This window comes from Psychroserpens jangbogonensis (assembly GCF_000797465.1).
In the GTDB taxonomy this organism is placed as follows: domain Bacteria; phylum Bacteroidota; class Bacteroidia; order Flavobacteriales; family Flavobacteriaceae; genus Psychroserpens; species Psychroserpens jangbogonensis.
The window spans coordinates 115,273-137,576 of sequence record NZ_JSWG01000015.1 but is presented as its reverse complement, the minus strand read 5'-3'; the positions used below and the strand labels follow the sequence as shown (position 1 = coordinate 137,576).

Annotated in this window: 16 protein-coding genes; 14 read left to right on the top strand and 2 right to left on the bottom strand. The window is 33.2% G+C overall.

All coding sequences use genetic code 11. The annotated features are described in order from the left end of the window. Nucleotides 1–78 precede the first annotated feature (78 nt). From RH81_RS14375 to RH81_RS14330, 10 genes are all read left to right on the top strand, one after another. Nucleotides 79–1,977, top strand: a complete 1,899-nt coding sequence (locus RH81_RS14375) for an endonuclease (protein WP_033961551.1) — start codon at nucleotides 79–81, stop codon at nucleotides 1,975–1,977. Nucleotides 1,978–2,145: 168 nt separating this feature from the next. Next, nucleotides 2,146–5,820, top strand: a complete 3,675-nt coding sequence (gene purL, locus RH81_RS14370) for a phosphoribosylformylglycinamidine synthase (RefSeq protein ID WP_033961548.1) — start codon at nucleotides 2,146–2,148, stop codon at nucleotides 5,818–5,820. A gap of 66 nt (nucleotides 5,821–5,886) precedes the next feature. Further along, on the top strand, nucleotides 5,887–6,690 hold the full coding sequence (locus RH81_RS14365; RefSeq protein WP_033961545.1) for a helix-turn-helix domain-containing protein: 804 nt from the start codon (nucleotides 5,887–5,889) through the stop codon (nucleotides 6,688–6,690). Between the two features lie 275 nt (nucleotides 6,691–6,965). Beyond that, nucleotides 6,966–8,738 (top strand): AMP-dependent synthetase/ligase, encoded by a 1,773-nt coding sequence (locus RH81_RS14360; protein WP_033961542.1) that lies wholly within the window; start codon nucleotides 6,966–6,968, stop codon nucleotides 8,736–8,738. Between the two features lie 101 nt (nucleotides 8,739–8,839). Continuing rightward, on the top strand, nucleotides 8,840–9,244 hold the full coding sequence (locus tag RH81_RS14355) for a hypothetical protein (RefSeq protein ID WP_033961539.1): 405 nt from the start codon (nucleotides 8,840–8,842) through the stop codon (nucleotides 9,242–9,244). A gap of 164 nt (nucleotides 9,245–9,408) precedes the next feature. After that, nucleotides 9,409–9,864 (top strand): MarR family winged helix-turn-helix transcriptional regulator, encoded by a 456-nt coding sequence (locus RH81_RS14350; protein WP_033961538.1) that lies wholly within the window; start codon nucleotides 9,409–9,411, stop codon nucleotides 9,862–9,864. A 1-nt stretch (nucleotide 9,865) separates the two neighbouring features. Further along, nucleotides 9,866–12,274, top strand: coding sequence for a 3-hydroxyacyl-CoA dehydrogenase/enoyl-CoA hydratase family protein (locus RH81_RS14345; RefSeq protein ID WP_033961535.1), 2,409 nt, complete (start codon nucleotides 9,866–9,868; stop codon nucleotides 12,272–12,274). A gap of 5 nt (nucleotides 12,275–12,279) precedes the next feature. Then, a complete protein-coding gene (locus RH81_RS14340) occupies nucleotides 12,280–13,473 on the top strand; it encodes an acetyl-CoA C-acyltransferase (protein WP_033961532.1) in 1,194 nt (397 codons plus the stop codon). Nucleotides 13,474–13,498: 25 nt separating this feature from the next. After that, the gene (locus RH81_RS14335) at nucleotides 13,499–15,301 is read left to right on the top strand and encodes an acyl-CoA dehydrogenase family protein (RefSeq protein WP_033961530.1); all 1,803 of its coding nucleotides are present in this window, start codon (nucleotides 13,499–13,501) and stop codon (nucleotides 15,299–15,301) included. A gap of 99 nt (nucleotides 15,302–15,400) precedes the next feature. Next, nucleotides 15,401–16,639: an alpha/beta hydrolase-fold protein gene (locus RH81_RS14330; RefSeq protein WP_033961529.1), complete on the top strand. Its 1,239-nt coding sequence runs from the start codon at nucleotides 15,401–15,403 to the stop codon at nucleotides 16,637–16,639. Between the two features lie 73 nt (nucleotides 16,640–16,712). Here the strand turns inward: RH81_RS14330 and RH81_RS16635 are convergent, their stop codons facing one another. Together RH81_RS16635 and RH81_RS14320 are read right to left on the bottom strand one after the other, a co-directional pair. Continuing rightward, nucleotides 16,713–18,125, bottom strand: a complete 1,413-nt coding sequence (locus tag RH81_RS16635; protein WP_052172577.1) for an N-acetylmuramoyl-L-alanine amidase — start codon at nucleotides 18,123–18,125, stop codon at nucleotides 16,713–16,715. Further along, nucleotides 18,118–18,504 (bottom strand): BlaI/MecI/CopY family transcriptional regulator, encoded by a 387-nt coding sequence (locus RH81_RS14320; protein WP_081988341.1) that lies wholly within the window; start codon nucleotides 18,502–18,504, stop codon nucleotides 18,118–18,120. The genes RH81_RS16635 and RH81_RS14320 overlap by 8 nt, the downstream gene beginning before the upstream one ends. 104 nt (nucleotides 18,505–18,608) lie before the next feature. Between RH81_RS14320 and RH81_RS16630 the strand changes: the two genes are divergently transcribed. From RH81_RS16630 to RH81_RS14295, 4 genes are read left to right on the top strand one after another with little or no spacing between them, the layout of a single operon-like run. Then, the gene (locus tag RH81_RS16630) at nucleotides 18,609–19,895 is read left to right on the top strand and encodes a nuclear transport factor 2 family protein (protein WP_052172576.1); all 1,287 of its coding nucleotides are present in this window, start codon (nucleotides 18,609–18,611) and stop codon (nucleotides 19,893–19,895) included. Nucleotides 19,896–19,902: 7 nt separating this feature from the next. After that, nucleotides 19,903–20,373 (top strand): DUF6265 family protein, encoded by a 471-nt coding sequence (locus RH81_RS14305; RefSeq protein WP_033961528.1) that lies wholly within the window; start codon nucleotides 19,903–19,905, stop codon nucleotides 20,371–20,373. A gap of 2 nt (nucleotides 20,374–20,375) precedes the next feature. Further along, nucleotides 20,376–21,704, top strand: a complete 1,329-nt coding sequence (locus RH81_RS14300) for a M28 family peptidase (RefSeq protein ID WP_033961527.1) — start codon at nucleotides 20,376–20,378, stop codon at nucleotides 21,702–21,704. Then, on the top strand, nucleotides 21,704–22,267 hold the full coding sequence (locus RH81_RS14295) for a YdeI/OmpD-associated family protein (RefSeq protein ID WP_033961524.1): 564 nt from the start codon (nucleotides 21,704–21,706) through the stop codon (nucleotides 22,265–22,267). The genes RH81_RS14300 and RH81_RS14295 overlap by 1 nt, the downstream gene beginning before the upstream one ends. The last annotated feature ends 37 nt before the right edge of the window (nucleotides 22,268–22,304 follow it).

Genomic DNA, 22,304 nt, shown 5'->3' with positions numbered 1-22,304 from the left:
ACAACAATTTTGCCTACTAATCTAGATTTGATGGATTTCACATGGCATAGCTAGAAAAGAAAAAATAACACAAATACAATGAAGCATTTTTACACTTTATTAATTACACTTATTACCATTACTGCTTCGGCACAAATTCCTGCAGGTTATTATGACCATGCAACTGGAACAGGTTATACATTAAAATCGCAACTCGAGAGAATAATTAACAGCTCAGATGACCCAGAGATAAGTAATGCTATTGAAGAAGAACATAACCCACAAAGTTATAATGCGTTAGATGGTTTTAATTCTTCTTATGAAAGAGATTATTACTACGAAACTAATGGTAGCAATACTATTTTAGATATGTATTCTGAAAACCCTTCTGGTTCTGACCCATATACATACTCGCCTGGTTCTGATGAATGTGGAAACTATAATGGTGAAGGAGATTGTTATAATAAGGAACATGTAATTCCACAATCGGTTTTTAGTTCGCAAGCACCTATGTATAGTGATGCACATCATTTAATTCCTACTGACGGTCGTGTTAATGGATTTAGAGGTAATTTTCCTTTTGGTCTAGTTGATGATAACGAATTGGTTAATCAATCTGGAATTACTAATCCTACTCAAAACGGTTCTAAACTTGGTGATAACTTAGATAGTGGTTACTCTGCTGGATATTCTAATACCGTTTTTGAGCCTATTGATGAGTTTAAAGGTGACATTGCTCGTATTTATTTTTACTTCGTGACTCGTTATGAAAGTCAAGTTTCTTCTTGGTCATCATATGCAATGTTTGATGGGAGTTCTGATAAAGCTTTAGCAGATCCATTCTTGAACATCTTAGTTACTTGGCATGAAATGGATCCCGTTTCACAAAAGGAAATAGATCGTAATAATAATATCTATTACAACCACCAAAACAACAGAAATCCATTTGTTGATCATCCAGAATATGTAGCTTTAGTTTGGGATACTACTCCAGATACTGAAGCACCAACAGACCCTACTAATTTAGTAGCCTCTAACCCAACAGATAATAGTATCGATTTAACTTGGATTGCTTCAACCGATAATATTGCGGTTGCTTCTTATGACGTTTATGTAGATGGTATGAATATGTTTAATTCTACGGCAACTTCATTCACAGCTACAGGTTTAACTGCAGATACAAACTATTGTTTTACTGTAAAATCAAAAGATAATTCTGGTAATGAATCTGGCTTTAGCAACCAAGCTTGTGAAATGACTACAAATAACGGAAGTTCTGGTGGTGATATTGATTTGTTCTTTTCAGAATATATTGAAGGTAGTGGAACTGATAAAGTATTAGAAATTGCAAACTTCACTGGAGCAGATGTTAATCTTTCGGCTTACACAATTAAACTAAATGCTAATGGTGCAAGTGCTTGGGGACCAGCACTACCATTTCCAAATAATACAACTATTGTAGACGAAGATGTATATGTCGTTGCAAATGGTGGATCTACTGTTTGTACAGACGAATACGATTACCTAAATAATGCCATGACGTCTTTTAATGGAAATGATGCGATTGGTTTATTCAAAAATGATATTCTTTTAGATATTATAGGTGTCTTTCAAAGTAATGTAGTATTTGCAGAAAACACAACCTTGATTAGAAAACCTGCAATTGATAGACCAACAACTACATTTGACATTAATGAATGGAATGTTGTAGATAATTGTGACGATTTAGGCAGTCATAATCAAATACTAGGTATTGATGATGTAGCATTGGATGAATTCAAAGTGTATCCAAACCCAGTAAACAATGTTTTACACATCAAACTTAACTCAGCTAAGAAAACACAAGTAGAGATTTATAATATTTTAGGTAATCTAGTTATATCTAAAACCATTTATAATTCAGAAACGATACCAACTGAACGTTTATCTAATGGTATGTATATTTTACGTTTAACACAAGGTAGTAGTACGATTAGCAAAAAACTAATTAAGAATTAAAGTTTAAGAATTTGAATAAAAAAGACCAATATAATTTATTTTTATATTGGTCTTTTTTCGTTAATAACAACGTGAACAACTCAAAATATTCAAGTTAATAAAATGCTTTAAATACATTGAAAAAAAGTAAATTTGCTTTTTACAAAACACAACACAAACAAAGACATAATGATTCATTTCTTCGGAAACCAAAACAGTAAAGTATTCACTGTTCAAGTCACAAAAGAATTATCAACTGAAGCCATCTCAAAATTGGTATGGCTTTTTGGCAATCAACCAAAAATAGAACAAGCATCTCTCGATGCTTTTTTTGTTGGTCCAAGAGCTGCGATGATAACTCCATGGAGTACAAATGCTGTAGAAATTACTCAAAATATGGGTATTGATGGCATCATAAGAATTGAAGAATTTGAATCTACTTCTGAAGATTTCAAAGACTTTGATCCTATGATTTCTGAAAAGTTTAATGGATTGCACCAAGAAACGTTTACAATTGAGGTCAAACCAGAACCTATTCTAAACATAGATGATATTTCAGCTTATAATCAACAGGAAGGCTTAGCCTTAAATGATGAAGAGATTGAATATTTAGAAGGTGTTTCAAAAAAAATAGATCGACCATTAACCGATTCAGAAGTCTTCGGTTTTTCTCAAGTTAACTCTGAGCATTGTCGTCATAAAATTTTCAACGGAAGCTTTGTGATTGATGGAAAAGAAAAGCCATCATCGCTTTTCAAAATGATTAAGGAAACATCTAAGCAAAACCCTAATGATATTGTTTCGGCATATAAAGATAATGTAGCATTTATTAAAGGTCCAAAAGTTGAACAATTTGCTCCTCAACGCGCTGATGTTCCGGATTATTATACAACTAAAGAATTTGAATCTGTAATTTCTTTAAAAGCAGAAACACATAATTTCCCAACAACTGTTGAGCCATTTAATGGGGCAGCAACTGGTTCAGGAGGAGAAATTCGTGATAGATTGGCTGGAGGAAAAGGATCTTTGCCATTAGCAGGAACTGCCGTTTATATGACTTCCTATTCTCGATTAGAAGAAAATAGACATTGGGAACAAAAATTTAAAGCTCGTAAGTGGTTATATCAAACTCCAATTGATATTTTAATTAAAGCTTCAAATGGTGCATCAGACTTCGGAAACAAATTCGGGCAACCATTAATTTGTGGATCTGTTTTAACTTTTGAACATGAAGAAAATTCATCTTCGAGTAAATCAAAAGCCAGAAAATTAGGTTACGATAAGGTGATTATGCAAGCTGGTGGAATTGGTTATGGAAAAGCAGAACAAGCATTAAAAGATACTCCAAAAGAAGGTGATAAAATTGTAATTCTTGGTGGAGAAAACTACAGAATAGGAATGGGTGGAGCTGCAGTTTCTTCCGCAGATACAGGAGAATTTGCATCTGGAATTGAATTAAACGCAGTACAACGTTCTAATCCGGAAATGCAAAAACGTGCTGCAAATGCAGTTCGTGGAATGGTGGAAAGTGAAGAAAACTTTATTGTTTCTATTCATGATCATGGCGCTGGAGGTCATTTAAATTGTTTAAGTGAATTAGTAGAAGATACAGGTGGTAAAATTGATTTAGATAAATTACCTGTTGGTGATCCAACTTTATCCGCAAAAGAAATTATTGGTAATGAGTCTCAAGAACGTATGGGATTAGTTATTGCTGAAAAACATTTAGATACTTTACAAAAAATAGCAGAACGCGAGCGTTCTCCAATGTATACTGTAGGTGAAGTTACCGGAAATGACCGATTTACTTTTGAATCTAAAACTAAAGGTGACAAACCTATGGATTTAGCATTAGAAGACATGTTTGGCTCTTCGCCTAAAACTATTTTAACAGATATAACTGTTGAAAGAATCTATAAGAATCCACGTTATAAAACAAAGAACTTACAAATCTACTTAGAGCAAGTTTTACAATTAGAAGCTGTTGCCTGTAAAGATTGGTTAACAAATAAAGTTGATCGTTGTGTAGGCGGGAAAGTTGCTAAACAGCAGTGTGTAGGACCATTACAAATTCCGTTAAATAATGTTGGTGTGATGGCTCTAGATTATAATGGAAAAGAAGGGATTGCAACTTCTATTGGGCATTCTCCTATTTCTGGTTTAATACATCCAGGAGCTGGAAGTAGAAATTCAATTACAGAATCACTAACAAATATTATTTGGGCACCATTAAAAGATAATTTAGCCTCAATTTCTTTATCTGCAAATTGGATGTGGCCTTGTAAAAATGAAGGAGAAGATGCACGTTTATATAACGCTGTAAAAGCAATATCTGAGTTTGCTATAGATTTAGGTATCAATGTTCCAACAGGAAAAGATTCGCTTTCTATGAAGCAAAAATATCCGGATGGTGAAGTAATCTCTCCAGGTACAGTTATTATTTCTGCAGCAGGAAATTGTAATGAAATCTCTAAGGTTGTTGAGCCTCTTCTTCAAATTGATGGAGGAAACATTTATTACATCAATGTATCTCAAGACGACTTTAAATTAGGAGGCAGTTCTTTTTACCAAACTTTAAATGCTATTGGAAATGAAGCTCCTGATATAAAAAATTCTGCTTTTGTAAAAAGTGCTTTTAACACCATCCAAGATTTAATTAAAGCCGATAAAATCGTTGCTGGACATGATGTTGCGTCTGGTGGATTAATTACAACTTTATTAGAACTATGCTTTGCTGATGTTAGTTTGGGAGCAGATTTCAATATCTCTTCTTTAAATGAAGAAGATTCAATAAAAGTATTATTTGCTGAAAACTCAGGGCTTGTTTTTCAGGCAGATGCATCTATTGAAACTGTTTTATCAGAAAATAATATTAAATTTTTTAATATTGGTACTGCAAATAATTCGGGAAAAATAAATATCAAAAATAATGAAGACGCATTCTCTTTTGATGTTTCTGAAATGAGAAATGTTTGGTATAAAACCTCTTTCTTATTAGACCAAAAGCAAACTGCTAACGGTCTTGCAAAAGAGAGATATGATAATTTTAAGAATCAACCATTAAATTATAAGTTCCCTAGTCATTTTACTGGAAAACTTCCAAAAACAAATAAAAATAAACCAAAAGCAGCCATTCTTCGTGAGAAAGGAAGCAATTCTGAACGTGAAATGGCAAATGCTATGTATCTCGCGGGATTTGATATAAAAGATGTACATATGACCGATTTAATTTCTGGTCGAGAAACGCTTGAAGATATTAAATTTCTAGGTGCCGTAGGTGGTTTTTCAAATAGTGATGTTTTAGGTTCTGCAAAAGGTTGGGCTGGTGCAATCAAGTATAATGAAAATGCCAATAAAGCAATCAAAAACTTCTTTGAAAGAGAAGACACATTATCCATTGGTATTTGTAATGGATGTCAGTTATGGATGGAGTTAGATCTCATCAATCCAGAACATGAAACTCATGGTAAATTGGTGCATAACGATTCTCATAAACACGAGAGTAGTTTTACATCTGTTACTATTAAAGAGAACAATTCAATTATGCTTTCATCTCTAGCTGGAAGTACTTTAGGCGTTTGGATTTCTCATGGTGAAGGTAAATTTAGCTTACCACAAAAAGAAAATCAATATGATATTGTTGCTAAATATGGTTATGAATCCTATCCAGCAAATCCGAATGGATCAGATTTCAATACAGCTATGTTGTGTGACAAAACTGGTCGTCATTTAGTAACTATGCCACATATTGAACGTTCGACATTTCAATGGAATTGGGCAAACTATCCAGTAGAAAGAAAAGATGAAGTATCTCCTTGGTTAGAGGCCTTTGTGAACGCTAAAAAATGGATTGAGAATCACTAGGTTTCTGATTAAAAAATCTAATAATTCAAATTAATATATTACTTTACCTACACCTAATTTGAATCAATGAATCTTGACTATTTTGATACTAGTAAAGTATCTCATTTAATTGAAGAATATTTCCACCTGTCTTTTCAGGAAGAAGACATTCCCTTTAAATCAAAAGTTTTACCTATTGGTTTAACCCATTTATTTTATGTCGGAAATGGCACTCAAAAAGTTATTGTTGATGGTAAAGAAATGTTACTAGAAGGTCTCATGGTTGCTGGCCAGTATTTTAGGTCTTATGATTTTTCAACTAATTCTATTACAGCTTCAATAGGTGCAAATTTGCATCCAACAGCACTTTATAAACTATTAAATATTGATGTTTCTAAAATAGAAAATACACACGCACCTTTAACGCAAATTAATAACAGCTTTAACAATAAACTATTACCGATTTTTGAAGATTCTAAAGATACGAAAGAGTTGATTAATAATTTAAATTCATTTTTTACTAACGCTTCACTATATATTGATAAAAACACTGAACAAATTGACCTCGCTATTTCCTTAATTAGAGAAAATGATGGCTTGTTGAATGTTCTAGATTTAGTAGATGAAATCTCTATTTCACAAAAAACACTAGAAAATCATTTTAAAAAGATTGTAGGTTTAACACCTGGAAAATATACACGACTCTATAGGTTTGTAAAGCTCATGCGTAAATATGAAAGCAAAGAAATAGATTTAAATGATTTAATACATAGGTATGATTATTATGACAGGTCTCATTTTACAAAAGATTTCAAACTATTTATGCACCAATCACCAAAAACATATTTTAATACTAACAACACCTTCATAAACGAATACCTTAACAAGTAATAATTTCGTTTTTTTACAACAAATCATCAATAATTGTTCTTAATTTTAGAGCATGTTTGTCTGCTATTATTGAAATCAATTTAATTATAGGGTTATATTTAAGTTTTTAGTTAGTATTAATTTTAGATAGATAAATTTAAACAAAAGGAGCTATTGTCATTATAGCTCCTTTTTTGTGTATACATTCCAGGTTGGATAAATGTTATGGATACGTTATAGTATTTGTGATATCTTGATTTATTAACTATTTTGCGAGTACTAATAAAAAATTACTGATGACAGAAGTTACACGCCTTTTTGATTTTCCATATTACCAATTAGAAAACAAACCAAATGCCACTGCACTAGTGACAAAACACAATGGAAAATGGATACCTACATCTACACAAGAATACGTTGATAAAGCGAATGCCGTTAGTAGAGCGCTTTTAAAATTAGGCGTTAATAAAAATGATAAAATTGCTGTCATTTCTTCAACTAATAGAACTGAATGGAATATCATGGATATTGGAATTCTACAAGTTGGAGCTCAAAACATTCCTATTTATCCAACAATCTGTGCGGAAGACTATGAGTACGTTTTAAACCATAGCGAATCAATTTACTGCTTTGTTTCTGATGAAGAAGTACTTGAGAAAGTAAATAAAATTAAAGCAAAAACAAACCTTAAAGAAATATACTCCTTTAATCACATTGAAGGTTGTAAGCACTATTCAGAATTGTTTGAACTTGGAAAAGATGAAAGTAATCAAAGCGAAGTTGAAGAACGAAAAGCCAATGTAAAACCTGAAGATTTAGCTACAATAATATATACGTCTGGAACAACTGGAACTCCAAAAGGAGTTATGCTTTCTCATAATAACATTACAAGCAATGCTTTAGACAGTGTACCTAGATTACCACTGATAGATGGAGAAACAAGAGTATTAAGTTTTTTACCTATTTGCCATATTTTTGAACGTGTCCTTATTTATATCTATCAATATGCTGGTGCTAGTATCTATTTTGCAGAAGCACTAGATAAAATTGGAGAAAATTCAAAAGAAGTAAAACCTCACTTAATGAGTGTTGTACCGCGCTTACTTGAAAAAGTATTTGACAAAATCATGCTTAAGGCTGATGACTTGTCTGGAATTAAGCAAAAACTATTTCATTGGGCAGTAGATTTAGGAGAACAATGGGAACCTTATGGAGCAAATGGAGCTTGGTACGAATTTAAACTGAAAATCGCTAACAAATTAATCTTTAGTAAATGGCGAGAAGCCCTTGGAGGAGAATTGTCAACTATGGTATCTGGAAGTGCTGCATTACAGCAAAGACTTTCTAAAGTGTTTTCTGCTGGAGGAATGCAAATCATGGAAGGTTACGGACTTACAGAAACCTCTCCTGTTGTTTCTGTTGGAATGTATAGAGACAGTCACTTTAAAGTAGGAACCGTTGGAAAACCTATTAGAAACGTTGAAGTTAAAATTGCTGAAGATGGAGAAATCTTAATAAAAGGCCCAAATGTGATGATGGGTTATTTCAAAGATCCAACGAAAACAGAAAGTGTTATGACTGGTGATTATTTTCATACTGGTGACAAGGGTGAAATTGATCAAAATGGCTTTCTTAAAATTACAGGACGTAAAAAAGAAATGTTTAAAACTTCTGGAGGAAAATATGTGATTCCACCACTTTTAGAAAATGAATTTAAGCAGTCTCTTTTTATTGAACAAATTATGGTTGTTGGTGAAGGCGAAAAAATGCCAGGTGCTATTATTCAGCCTAACTTCGAGTTTATTCGTGATTGGATTGGACATAAAGGACATACTATTGGTACTTCTGAAGAAGACATTGCTAATTCAGATATAATAATTAAGCGCATTCAAAAGGAAGTTGACAAATACAATGTCCGATTTGGTAAATGGGAACAGGTAAAGCGATTTGAACTTACTCCAGACGCTTGGACTATTGATGGTGGTCACCTCACTCCTACTATGAAAATGAAGCGTGAAGTAATTAAAGGTATTTATCAAGAATTATACGATAAAATCTACAGAGTTTAATCTTGTCATATTCTTGTTTTTCAACCTATTAAATTGAGATATTTTTATCTTTTATGTTAAAATATGTATATTTAGAACACTAACTAATACAATTTTATAACATGAACACAAAAACTTTTTTAATTGCTGGCCTAGTTGGCGGCATTGTAGATTGGCTAGTAGGCTGGCTATTTTATGGTATTTTACTGGTAGATTTTTTTCCGCAACCTCAAGATTCTATTAAAACAATGGTCTGTATTTTAGCAGGTTGTTTAACCTTTGGTTTCTTTATCTCTTACATTTACAATAAATGGGCAAAAATTTCAACTGCCAAAACTGGTGCCAAGGCTGGTGCTATAATTGGGTTATTTATGGGATTAAATGCTAGCCTTTTTAATATGGCTTTAGTTAAGGGCGTAACTTATGAAAGTTTTGCCTTAGATTTATTCGTTTATATTGTTATCGCAGTAATTGTAGGTGCAGTTGTTGGTGTTATAAATGGTAAATTAAACGGAAATACAGAATAAAAAAAACTTCAAATACTAAATAAAACGTTTCATTTGATTATGAGACGTTTTTTGTTTACTACATATCATGGTTTGTTATTAATATGCTATGCATGTATAATATTTTCTTAAATACTATGCATGCATAGCATTTTTTAGTATATTTGGAAATCAAATTTCAAAGCATGAAAGATAAAACTATTGACTACGTCTTAAGAACCACTTGGTTAGCGGTTAATAAGATGTATAACGAAGAAGCGTCCCAATTTGGAACTACCATGGCAACAGGCTTTGCCTTGCTTAGTATAGATCCTGAAAGCGGCACTCCTTCAACTTCTTTGGGGCCAAAAATGGGAATGGAAGCTACAAGTTTATCTCGTACATTAAAAACAATGGAAGAGAAAGGTTTAATTACCCGTAAACCTAATCCTGAAGATGGTAGAGGTGTACTAATTCATTTAACTGAATTCGGTAGAGAAAAAAGAGACTATTCAAAAGAAAAAGTTCTCACTTTTAATGAAACCGTTAAAAATAATGTTTCAGAAGAAGAACTCACAAACTTCTATAAGGTCACAGAAATCATCAATAACATGATTTCAAATAAACAGATATACAACCAAAAAGAACATACTTTAAAATAAGATGAGTAAACGTAGAATAAAAAAAATAGCCATTATTGGTTCAGGAATTATGGGAAGTGGTATCGCTTGCCATTTTGCCAATATTGGAGTTGATGTCCTTTTATTGGACATTGTACCTAGAGAACTTAATGATAAAGAGAAAGCTAAAGGTTTAACCTTAGAGGATAAGGTTGTTAGAAACCGTATGGTAAACGATGCATTAACTGCTTCTATAAAATCTAAGCCAGCACCTTTGTATCATTCATCCTTTAAAAATAGAATTACTACTGGTAATCTTGAAGATGATATTGCTAAAGTAAAAGATGTAGATTGGATTATGGAAGTTGTTGTTGAACGTTTAGATATCAAACAACAAGTGTTTGAGAAACTAGAGCAACACAGAACACCAGGAACTTTAATCACTTCAAATACTTCAGGAATTCCAATTAAGTTTATGAGTGAAGGACGTAGTGAAGATTTCCAGAAGCATTTCTGCGGAACTCACTTCTTTAATCCTGCACGTTACCTTAAATTATTTGAAATTATTCCAGGACCAAAAACAGATGCATCTGTTTTAGAATTCTTAAACGGTTATGGTGAACAATTTTTAGGTAAAACATCAGTAATTGCAAAAGACACTCCTGCATTTATAGGAAATCGAATCGGAATTTTCAGCATCATGAGTTTATTTCATGCTGTTAAAGATTTAGATCTTACTATTGAAGAAGTAGATAAATTATCTGGACCAGTCATTGGTCGTCCAAAATCGGCAACCTTCCGAACAGTTGATGTTGTAGGTTTAGATACCTTAGTTCACGTAGCAAACGGAATTAAAGATAATTGTCCGAAAGACGAATGCAACGCACTTTTTACGCTTCCAGAATTCATCAATACAATGATGGAAAACAAATGGCTAGGAAGTAAAACAGGACAAGGCTTCTACAAAAAACAAGTATCAGCTGAAGGCAAGAAAGAGATTTTGTCTTTAGACTTAAATACATTAGAATATAGAGGAAAGCAACGCGCAAAATTTGCAACACTAGAATTAACTAAAACAGTTGATAAAGTTGTAGATCGATTCAAAATACTAGTTAAAGGAAAAGATAAGGCTGGTGAATTCTACAGAAAGAGTTTTGCTGCATTATTTGCTTATGTTTCAAATAGGATTCCTGAAATCACAGACGACTTATATAAGATTGATGATGCTATGAAAGCTGGATTCGGTTGGGAACACGGTCCATTCCAAATTTGGGATGCTATTGGTGTTGAAAAAGGAATCGAAATGATGAAAGCTGAAGGATTAGAACCTAATGCTTGGGTTAACGATATGTTAGCTTCTGGAAGTACATCATTCTATTCTGTAAAAGATGGTGCTACTTATGCCTATGACATTCCGAAGAAATCACAACAAAAAATTCCTGGACAGGATAGCTTCATCATATTAGATAATATTAGAAAATCTAATGAAGTATTTAAAAACTCTGGAGTTGTTGTTGAAGATTTAGGAGACGGCATTTTAAATGTAGAATTCCAGTCTAAAATGAATACCATTGGTGGAGATGTTCTTGCTGGATTAAACACAGCTATTGATTTAGCTGAAAAAGATTTCGCAGGATTGGTTGTTGGTAATCAAGCAGCTAATTTCTCAGTTGGAGCAAACATCGGAATGATCTTCATGATGGCTGCCGAACAAGAATATGATGAGCTTAATATGGCTATCAAATATTTCCAAGATACAATGATGCGCATGCGCTACTCCTCTATTCCAACAATTTCTGCTCCTCACGGAATGGCTCTTGGTGGTGGATGTGAGTTATCAATGCATGCCGACAAAGTTGTTGCAGCAGCAGAAACTTATATCGGACTTGTAGAGTTTGGTGTTGGTGTGATTCCTGGCGGTGGAGGTTCTAAAGAAATGGCTTTAAGAGCTCAAGATATTTTCAAAAAAGGAGATGTTGAATTAAATGTATTGCAAGAGTATTTCTTAACCATTGGAATGGCTAAAGTAGCGACTTCAGCTTACGAAGCGTTTGATTTAGGTATCCTTCAGAAAGGAAAGGATATTGTAGTTGTTAATAAAGACCGACAAATTGCTACAGCAAAATCACATGCAAAATTAATGGCAGATGCTGGATATACACAACCTGTAAAACGAAAAGATATTAAAGTACTTGGTAAACAAGCTTTAAGTATGTTCTTAGTAGGAACAGATTCTATGCATGCGAGTCATTACATAAGTGAACATGATAAGAAAATAGCGAATAAGTTAGCCTATGTTATGGCAGGTGGAGATTTATCTGAACCAACTTTAGTCAGCGAACAATACTTATTAGATCTAGAGCGTGAAGCGTTCTTATCACTTTGTACTGAACGCAAAACTTTAGAAAGAATTCAGCATATGTTGAAAACTGGAAAACCTTTAAGAAACTAAGAAAAATGAAAACAGCATATATAGTAAAAGCATATAGAACTGCAGTTGGTAAAGCACCAAAAGGCGTGTTCCGTTTTAAAAGAACAGATGAATTGGCAGCCGAAACCATCAAATACATGATGAAGGAATTGCCAGGTTTAGACCCAAAACGTATTGACGATGTTATTGTTGGTAACGCAATGCCTGAAGGTTCTCAAGGATTAAATATGGCACGTTTAATCTCTTTAATGGGATTAGAAGTTATAGATGTTCCAGGAGTAACTGTGAATCGTTTTTGCTCTTCTGGAGTAGAAACTATTGGTATGGCAACAGCAAAAATTCAAGCTGGAATGGCAGATTGTATAATCGCAGGTGGTGCAGAAAGTATGAGTAGTGTGCCTATGACTGGTTTTAAACCAGAATTGAATTACGATGCGATTGTCAAAGCTGGTCATGAAGATTATTATTGGGGAATGGGAAATACTGCAGAAGCAGTTGCAAATCAATTCAAAGTGTCTCGTGAAGATCAAGATGAATTTGCTTACAATTCTCATATGAAGGCTTTAAAAGCGCAAGCGGAAAATCGATTTCAAGATCAGATTGTTCCTATTGAAGTAGAACAAACTTATATTGATGCCAACGGAAAAAAAGCAACAAAATCGTATACAGTAACTAAAGATGAAGGACCTCGTGCTGGAACTAGCAAAGAGGCTTTAGCAAAACTAAGAGCTGTATTTGCAGCTGGCGGAAGTGTTACCGCTGGAAACTCATCTCAAATGAGTGATGGTGCTGCATTTGTTATGGTAATGAGTGAAGAGATGGTTAAAGAGTTAAATCTTGAACCAATAGCAAGAATGGTAAACTATGCTGCTGCAGGTGTTGAACCTCGTATCATGGGAATTGGACCAGTTAAGGCTATTCCAAAAGCTTTGAAACAAGCGGGATTACAACAATCAGATTTAGGATTAATAGAACTTAACGAAGCATTCGCATCTCAGTCTCTTGCAGTTATTAGAGAATTAGATTTAAATCCAGATATCATTAATGTTAATGGTGGTGCAATTGCACTTGGTCATCCTTTAGGATGTACTGGAGCAAAACTATCAGTGCAGTTATTTGATGAAATGCGTAAACGTGATATGAAAGGTAAATATGGAGCTGTAACCATGTGTGTGGGAACTGGTCAAGGTGCCTGTGGAATATTCGAATTTTTAAATTAAAAAAACTTAATACAATTATAATACAATGGAAGCAACTGAAAAAGATATCCTACGTGGAGGTCAATTCTTAGTAAAAGAAACAAAATGCGAAGACGTATTTACTCCTGAAGATTTTTCGGAAGAACAAAAAATGATGAAAGATGCGGTTATGGAATTTAATGACCGTGAAATTATTGCTCACAGAGAACGATTTGAAGCTAAAGATTTTGCTTTAACTGAAGAAGTGATGAGTAAAGCAGGAGAACTTGGTTTTCTTGGTGTGGCTGTTCCTGAAGCTTATGGTGGATTAGGAATGGGATTTGTTTCTACAGTATTAACTTGTGATTACATTTCATCTGGAACTGGTTCTTTTAGTACTGCTTTTGGTGCTCATACAGGAATTGGTACTATGCCAATTACTTTGTATGGAACTGAAGAACAAAAACAAAAATATGTTCCAAAATTAGCTACTGGAGAATGGTTTGGAGCCTATTGTTTAACTGAGCCAGGCGCTGGTTCTGATGCCAACTCTGGTAAAACAATTGCTGAACTTTCGGCAGATGGGAAAACATACAAAATTAATGGACAAAAAATGTGGATTTCAAATGCAGGTTTCTGTAGTTTGATGATCGTTTTTGCTCGTATTGGAGATGATAAAAACATTACTGGTTTTATTGTAGAGAATGATGCTACAAATGGAATTACGATGGGAGAAGAAGAACACAAATTAGGTATTCGTGCAAGTTCTACACGTCAGGTTTTCTTTACTGACTGTGTTGTCCCTGTAGAAAATATGCTTGCTGGTCGTGGTGAAGGTTTCAAAATCGCAATGAACGCTCTTAATGTTGGTCGTATTAAATTGGCAGGAGCTTGTTTAGATTCGCAACGTAGAATTTTATCTATCGCTGTAAACTACGCTAATGAGCGTAAGCAATTTAAAACACGTATTTCAGATTTTGGTGCTATTAAAACCAAATTAGCTGAAATGGCTGCTAGCGCTTATGCTGGTGAATCTGCAACGTATAGAGCTGCAAAAAATATTGAAGACAGAATTGCTTTACGTGAAGCTGCTGGTAATACTCATCAAGAGGCAGAATTAAAAGGTGTTGAAGAATATGCTATAGAATGCTCTATTCTAAAAGTAGCTGTATCTGAAGATGTTCAAAACTGTGCTGATGAAGGTATCCAAATTTTCGGTGGAATGGGATTCTCTGAGGAAACTCCTATGGAAGCTGCTTGGAGAGATGCTCGAATTGCTCGTATTTACGAAGGTACAAATGAAATAAATAGAATGCTCTCTGTTGGAATGCTAGTCAAAAAAGCAATGAAAGGTCATGTTGATTTACTTGGACCTGCTCAAGCAGTTCAAGAAGAATTAATGGGTATTCCTTCATTTGACACCCCTGATTATTCTGAATTATTTTCAGAAGAAAAAGAAATGATTAAGAAGTTAAAAAAGACATTCTTAATGGTTGCTGGTGGAGCTGTTCAAAAATATGGTCCCCAATTAGAAGATCATCAACAATTACTTATTGCTGCAGCAGATATCTTAATTGAAATCTACATGGCAGAATCTGCAATTTTAAGAACTGAAAAGAATGTAAAACGTTTTGGCAAAGATGCTCAATCTGCACAAATAGCCATGGCCAAATTATACTTATATCACGCGGTAGATATCGTTGAAGAAAAAGGAAAAGAAAGTATTATTTCTTTTGCTGAAGGAGACGAACAACGTATGATGTTAATGGGACTTAAACGCTTTACGAAATATGCAAACTATCCAGATATCGTAGACTTACGTATTGAGATAGCAGAAAAAGTAAAAGCAGAAAACAAATATTGTTTTTAAAATTTAGGCTAATTCAAAATTTTCTTAACAATAGAAAGCCAATTCACTAACGGGATTGGCTTTCGTTTTTTTATCTTCGAAGTTATTAAAAGGGAAACGATGAAATCACAAGCTTACTTATTACTTTTCTTATTTTTTTTTACTTCTGGAATTCTAATTGCTCAAGAGGTTTCAATTGGAGAACGTCACAATTTTAATTCCGAAATTTTAAATGAACAACGTTCGTACCAAGTATACTTACCTCCTAGTTACTATACCAGTCCTCAAGCAGAATTTCCGGTTGTTTATTTATTAGATGGTGATTATAATTTTCATTACGATAGTGGATTAATAGAGTTCTTATCAGATTCGGCATTTACTATTCCTGAAATGATTTTAATTGGTATTTCAGATAAGGGAGGAAAAAAGCAAATTGAGAATAGTGATCCCAAAAAAAATGCTGATAATTTTATTCGGTTTATTCAATCTGAACTCAAGCCATTAATCAATAGAACGCATAGAACTTCCAACTTAGACATATTAATTGGACATTCAAAATTTGGAATATTAGCCACACATTATTGGATGACTAACCCAAAAGACTTTGATGTGTTCTTAGCTATTGACCCTTCGTATTGGTTTAATGACTTTGAAATTGTAAAACGATTAGAAAATCTACTACAAGAAGGGTTTAATCCAAGCGCTAAACTTTATATAGCTCAAGCCAGTACTGAAGGAATGGGAATTGATGAGCTCGTAACAGTTTTAGAAAAAGAAACTCCCGAACATAAAAACTGGCAACTCAATCCATATCCAGAAGACAATCATGGCTCATTACATCTTAAAGCAATTACAGATGTATTAAATTCTGTTTTTGAAGGTTGGGATATAGACAGAAAAACGTTCAACTCATTTAAAAATGGCTATGATGTTATCAATCATTATAAAACACTGAATGACAAATATAATTCTGAGTTTTTATTGCCTTGGTCTAGTTTGGGAAATATTACTTATTTCTACATTCGGAAAAATCAACCTGAAAATTTAAATCAATTGGAGGAAGGTATTCTTGCCCATTTCCCTTCTAGTCTAGAAGAATACAAAATTCAATTAGCAAATAATTATTTAAGTTCTGATAATCAAGATGAAGCCGAAAAGCTTTTTAATGCTTGTCTTATTAAAAATCCCGATTCGTATAAGGCATTAGAAGGTCTCTCAAAAATTGCTGTTTCAAATAAAGATATAGCAGTTGCTAGAACCTATCTAGAAAAATCAATTGCTATTGCAAAAGAGAAAAAGGTTAGACAATACTATCTAAACGTATTACATTCAAATCTTAATGAACTGAAGAAAAATTAGATTACTATAGAACTAAAAAATAAAGCCAATTCCTTATCTAAATTGGCTTTATTTATGCTTTAGATTCTTACGGTTATTTACCTTGTCCTATTTTCAATAAGCTTTCATGGATAGATTTAGCTATTGATTTTTGATGCACTTCATTAGTTAGAATTGCATTGTCTTTTTCGTTAGAAAGAAAACCAAGTTCTAATATAACCGCTGGACAATTAACATTTTTGAGCATATAGAAACTCGCCTTTTTTACTTTTCCTCTACTGGAAAATAACTGCAACTGATTCTTAACTAGAATTTGACCAAAATCCAATGATTGTTTATCAAATTCATTTTTGTCATAATAAAAAGCTTCTACTCCACTCGCATCAGGATTCTTTGCCGAATTACAATGTAAACTTAACATTAAGTCTGCATTTTGGGCATTGATAAACTTAACTCTATCTTTAAGTGATAAGAATTTATCTTCGTCTCGCAAAGTGATAATTTTGACATTTTCATCACTTAATTCTGCTAATACATTTGATATATTGAGCACAATATCTTTTTCGTTTAAATTTCCTGGATCATGACCTCCATGTCCTGCATCTATAACAACTACGATTTGTTCATTTGAATTTTTAAATGAACTGAGCACAAATATTCCTGAGAACAATATTAATGCAGTACTAATTTTTAATGTTCGTTTTAAAATTGATGATTTTGATTGATGTAACATAATAATTCGGTTTTTGATTTGAATGAAATTAAATCCGCTAGTTAGTGGAACGCGGTGTTCCATGTGACCTGAATTAATAATAATTTGAGAATAATCTTCGATATCAATTCCAGTTTCGACCGTATATGTATCTGCAATGAATTCATGATTTTGTACAATAGCTTTCTTATACAACCACATCAATGGATTAAACCAAAATACACATAGCAATAACTCAATTAATACAACATCTATAGTATGCAAATGATTACAATGCACAAGTTCGTGTTGAATCATAGGTTCAGAATATTGCTTATCCTTTAAACTTTCGGAATTGACAAATAAGTAATTAAAAAAGCTGGATGCATTTTTATAATCGTTAGTCTCAACCAATTTTAGGTTTCCAATTCGTATATGGCTTTGTTTTGTAAGTTTTATGATACCAAATAAATTCTTGATAAACCTCAACAAAAAGCAAACCGTTATCCCTAAATACAAATACCAAAGAATGTTATATAATGTATGATTGGGTTTTTGAATTTCAGTTACTGTAACTCCCTTCATAACCTCCAGCGGAAAAACTGCTTCTTGTGAAGATTCTAAAGAAATCTCTGTAATACTCGGCACAGCATCAAACATATTTATTTCCATTACTGGAGCTAATAAACAAAGTAGTAAACTTCCTAAAAGGAAAAAACGATTAAACTGAAACGTCTTTTGCTTCTTTAGAAAAAAATAATACACCAAATAAGCACTACCTAAACTTACTATTGTATAAAAAATGTAGTTAATCATTTACTTTTCTTTTATTAATTTTCTTTTGTAATAGTTCCTGAAGTTCTTCCAATTCTTGAATTGATAAATCAGCATTTTTAGTAAAAAATGATGCGAATTGTGATTTTGAGTCATTAAAGAAATGAGTAATCATTCCGTTAACTTGTGTTGAGAAATAATCATTTTTCTTCAAAATTGGGTGATACTGTTTATCTCTTCCTAACCTCTCAAAACCAATATAACCCTTATCACACATGCGTTTCAAGAGTGTTGAAATCGTTGTGTAAGCTGGTCTTGGCTCTGGAAATTGCTCAACGATATCTTTCATGAATCCTTTTTTTAGAATCCATAAGTATTTCATGATTTGCAATTCGGTTTTATTTAACTGTTTTATATCCACAATTATAGTTTTAATACTACAAATGTAGTTATAAAATTTGAATGTGCAAATTTTTTATAAAATCCACATTAAAACTTTCATATCTTTATCATAAATCATTGCTTATGAAATCAATAATCTCCAACCTTACCATTTTTTGCACAATTCTTACTATTAATGCACAATCCAATACTGAAGTTTTCTTATTCGATATTGAAGTTAACTCTTCAAAAATTGAAGTTACGAATGGTAAAAACATTTCAAACAATGAAGGTTATGACAATCAACCTTCATTTTTAAATGACAGATATATTCTATTTGCATCCACTAGAAATGATCAAACAGACATTGCAAAATACGACACACGATATGATTCTAAATCTTGGCTAAATTTTACAGAAGGAGGAGAATACACACCTTTAAAAAACCCTAATAAAAATGAAATCTCTGCAGTTCGTTTAGACAAAGATGGTAAGCAACGCTTGTACAGTTATAACGCTAGTAATGGAGAATCCACTGAGCTTATTTCAGATTTGGTTGTAGCTTATTACACGTGGTATGATGAGCATACCATAGTTTCGGCTGTTATTGAAGAGGATAACTTAAATTTATTTGTTAGTAATCTTCAGAATGGAACAAGCAGAAAATATGCAACAAGTGTTGGTAGATCCTTTCACAGAATTCCTAATTCAAACCTGGTAAGCTTCATTTCAAAAGAAAACGAAAATCAATGGCAAATAAAATCGCTTAATCCTTTAACAGGAGCAACAAAGGTAATTGCGAATACTATAGATGGTGTTGAAGACATATGTTGGCTAGATGGTAAAACTTTGCTTTCAAGTAAAGAGAGTACGCTATTCAAATTAAGACTTCATAGAGATAATAATTGGAAGAAAGTTTCCGACTTAACATCAAATAATATTACTCAAATTACACGATTGGCAGTTAATCCTGAATCGAATAAACTACTAATCGCAGGAGATGTTGGTGCAAAAACTGAAACTGACACTGAAGAAACTACAGATGAAACAAAAGAAGAAACAACTGAAACTGGAGGCACTAAAACAGAAACAACAATTGATCCTAAGGCCATTGAAGCCGTAGTGCAAAAAAACCTAGATGCTTATAATGCTAGAGATATTGATGCCTTTTTGGAAGACTATGCAGATGATGTAAAATTATATGCATATCCAAATACCTTACGCACAGATGGTAAGGAAGCCATGCGAAAAAGTTATAAAGTATGGTTTGAACACACACCAGACTTAAGAGCATTCGTAAAAAAACGTATTGTCATCGGGAATAAAGTAATAGACGAAGAGCAAGTTACAGCTAACGGTAAAATATTTGATGCTGTTGCTATTTATGAAGTTGAAAACGGTAAGATAACTAAAGTGACATTCATTCAATAAACACATTATGAAATATATTCTCATCCTCTGTTTTGCATTTACATTGTCTTCAGCAGCACAAAGTGAAACACAATTAGAACCTAAATTAGAAAACTGTGCTTGGATTTCTGGCAACTGGAAAGGCGAAGCTTTTGGAGGTCAAACTGAAGAAAACTGGAGTGAACCTTCTGGAGGTTCCATGATGGCCACATTTAAATTGATCAATGACGGAAAAGTGTCTTTTTATGAAATTGAAATTATTAGAGAAGTTGAGAACTCATTAGTATTACAATTAAAACATTTTGACAATGAGTTAAAAGGATGGGAAACTAAAAACGAAACTGTAGACTTTCCTTTAAAAGAAATCACCAAAAATAAAGTTGTTTTTGAAGGCATGCAATTTGAAAAAGTTAGTGACACTGAAATGAATGTATTTGTTGACATCGAAAATGAAGAAGGCAGTATTCAAATTGTGAAGTTCAACTACAAAAAAGAATAACAATGAAATATTCAATTATTGCTCTTTTATTATTTACCATTTCAATACATGCTCAAACCAGTCAAAAGATTTATGATATTATCGATACTATTTCTGAAGAACGTCTAAAAAACGATGTCAAAACTTTAGCCGATTTTGGAACTAGACATACACTTAGCGATACGGTTTCAAACACGCGAGGAATAGGAGCTGCAAGACGTTGGATTAGAAAAGAATTTGAAACGATTTCTAGCGATTGCAAAAATTGCTTAGACGTTTTTTATCAGAAAGACTTAGTGAAAAAAGGAGCAAATGATCGCATAACAAAAGATGTTTGGGTAGTTAATGTTGTTGCCATTCAAAAAGGGACAAAGTATCCAAACCGTTATATTATTATGAGTGGTGATATTGACTCAAGAGTTTCAGATCCAAATAATTTCACTTCAGATTCTCCAGGTGCAAATGATAATGCTTCAGGAATGGCAGGTACCATTGAAGCTGCAAGAGTGTTATCTCAATATCAATTTGAAAGCAGTATTATTTATGTAGGCTTATCTGGTGAAGAACAAGGATTATTTGGTGGCAAAGGGCTTGCTCAATATGCTAAAGAAAAAAAATGGGATATTATTGGTGTTTTAAACAATGATATGATTGGAAATATTAAAGGCGTCGATGGCGTTATTGACAATCGTACATTCAGAATCTTTTCAGAACCTGTTTCTCCAACTGAAACAGAAAAGCAAAGAAAATCAAGACGATTTTATGGTGGTGAAGTTGATGGGATTTCTCGCCAGTTAGCACGTTATATCCATAATACAGTTACTACTTATATGCCAGAAATGAATCCGATTATGGTTTACAGACTAGACCGATTTGGTCGTGGTGGCCATCACAGACCTTTTAATGATGTTGGTTTCCCTGGAATACGAATTATGGAAGCTCATGAAAACTACACACAGCAACACCAAGATATTCGTATTGAAAATGATGTTCATTATGGTGATACTTTTGAGCATGTCAACTTTGAATATGCAAAAAAACTAACAGCTGTAAATGCAATTGCAATGGCGAGTTTGGCCTCTGCTCCTCCTTCACCAGTTACAGTAGGCATTGGAGGTATTGTAGAACCATCAGCAAAGTTTAAATGGGATGCTGTTGAAGGCGCAAAAGGCTATAAAATTTATTGGAGAGATACTACCTCTCCTACTTGGGATCATAGTAGATATGTTGGTGACGTTACGGAGTTTACTCTAGAAGGTATCGTGATAGACAACTTTTACTTTGGAGTAGCTGCTGTTGATGAAGAAGGTTTTGAAAGTGTTGTAGTATTTCCGAATGAAATTATGAGATAATGGAATACTATTTTAAAACCGACTCAGAATGGAGGGATTGGCTTAAGGATAATCATCATTCTTCACAAGGCGTTCAATTAATATTTTATAAAGTGGATCACGAAAACCAATCAATGCGCTGGGAAGAAGCTGTAAAAGTGGCTTTATGTTATGGTTGGATTGATTCTACTGTCAAAAGTTTAGGCAACGGAAAACGCAGGCAATATTTTTGTGAAAGAAATGAAAAAAGCGTTTGGAGTGCCTTAAATAAGAAATACATAAAAGAACTCACCTATGCAGGATTAATGCATCAAAGTGGTTTGACGAAAATTAAAAAAGGCAAACAAAATGGAAGTTGGACTGCTTTAGATAATGTTGAGAAAGGGATCATTCCAAAGGCATTACAGGAAGCCTTTGATAAAAACCCAAAAGCATATGATAACTATAATAATTTTGCCACTTCCTACAGAAAAGGCTATTTGTATTGGCTAAATCAAGCCAAACGAGATGCAACTCGCGAAAAAAGAATTACAGAAATTATCAAGTTTTGTGCTAATAATATAAAAAGTAGAGGTAATTGGTAAATTAGTTTATAAAACTAAAAAGGGAAGCAATTTGCTT

Bases quoted from the DNA above. Each gene is read 5' to 3' on its own strand.
- RH81_RS14375 (WP_033961551.1), top strand. From the start codon at position 79: ATGAAGCATTTTTACACTTTATTAATTACACTTATTACCATTACTGCT.
- purL (WP_033961548.1), top strand. From the start codon at position 2,146: ATGATTCATTTCTTCGGAAACCAAAACAGTAAAGTATTCACTGTTCAA.
- RH81_RS14365 (WP_033961545.1), top strand. From the start codon at position 5,887: ATGAATCTTGACTATTTTGATACTAGTAAAGTATCTCATTTAATTGAA.
- RH81_RS14360 (WP_033961542.1), top strand. From the start codon at position 6,966: ATGACAGAAGTTACACGCCTTTTTGATTTTCCATATTACCAATTAGAA.
- RH81_RS14355 (WP_033961539.1), top strand. From the start codon at position 8,840: ATGAACACAAAAACTTTTTTAATTGCTGGCCTAGTTGGCGGCATTGTA.
- RH81_RS14350 (WP_033961538.1), top strand. From the start codon at position 9,409: ATGAAAGATAAAACTATTGACTACGTCTTAAGAACCACTTGGTTAGCG.
- RH81_RS14345 (WP_033961535.1), top strand. From the start codon at position 9,866: ATGAGTAAACGTAGAATAAAAAAAATAGCCATTATTGGTTCAGGAATT.
- RH81_RS14340 (WP_033961532.1), top strand. From the start codon at position 12,280: ATGAAAACAGCATATATAGTAAAAGCATATAGAACTGCAGTTGGTAAA.
- RH81_RS14335 (WP_033961530.1), top strand. From the start codon at position 13,499: ATGGAAGCAACTGAAAAAGATATCCTACGTGGAGGTCAATTCTTAGTA.
- RH81_RS14330 (WP_033961529.1), top strand. From the start codon at position 15,401: ATGAAATCACAAGCTTACTTATTACTTTTCTTATTTTTTTTTACTTCT.
- RH81_RS16635 (WP_052172577.1), bottom strand. From the start codon at position 18,125: ATGATTAACTACATTTTTTATACAATAGTAAGTTTAGGTAGTGCTTAT.
- RH81_RS16630 (WP_052172576.1), top strand. From the start codon at position 18,609: ATGAAATCAATAATCTCCAACCTTACCATTTTTTGCACAATTCTTACT.
- RH81_RS14305 (WP_033961528.1), top strand. From the start codon at position 19,903: ATGAAATATATTCTCATCCTCTGTTTTGCATTTACATTGTCTTCAGCA.
- RH81_RS14300 (WP_033961527.1), top strand. From the start codon at position 20,376: ATGAAATATTCAATTATTGCTCTTTTATTATTTACCATTTCAATACAT.
- RH81_RS14295 (WP_033961524.1), top strand. From the start codon at position 21,704: ATGGAATACTATTTTAAAACCGACTCAGAATGGAGGGATTGGCTTAAG.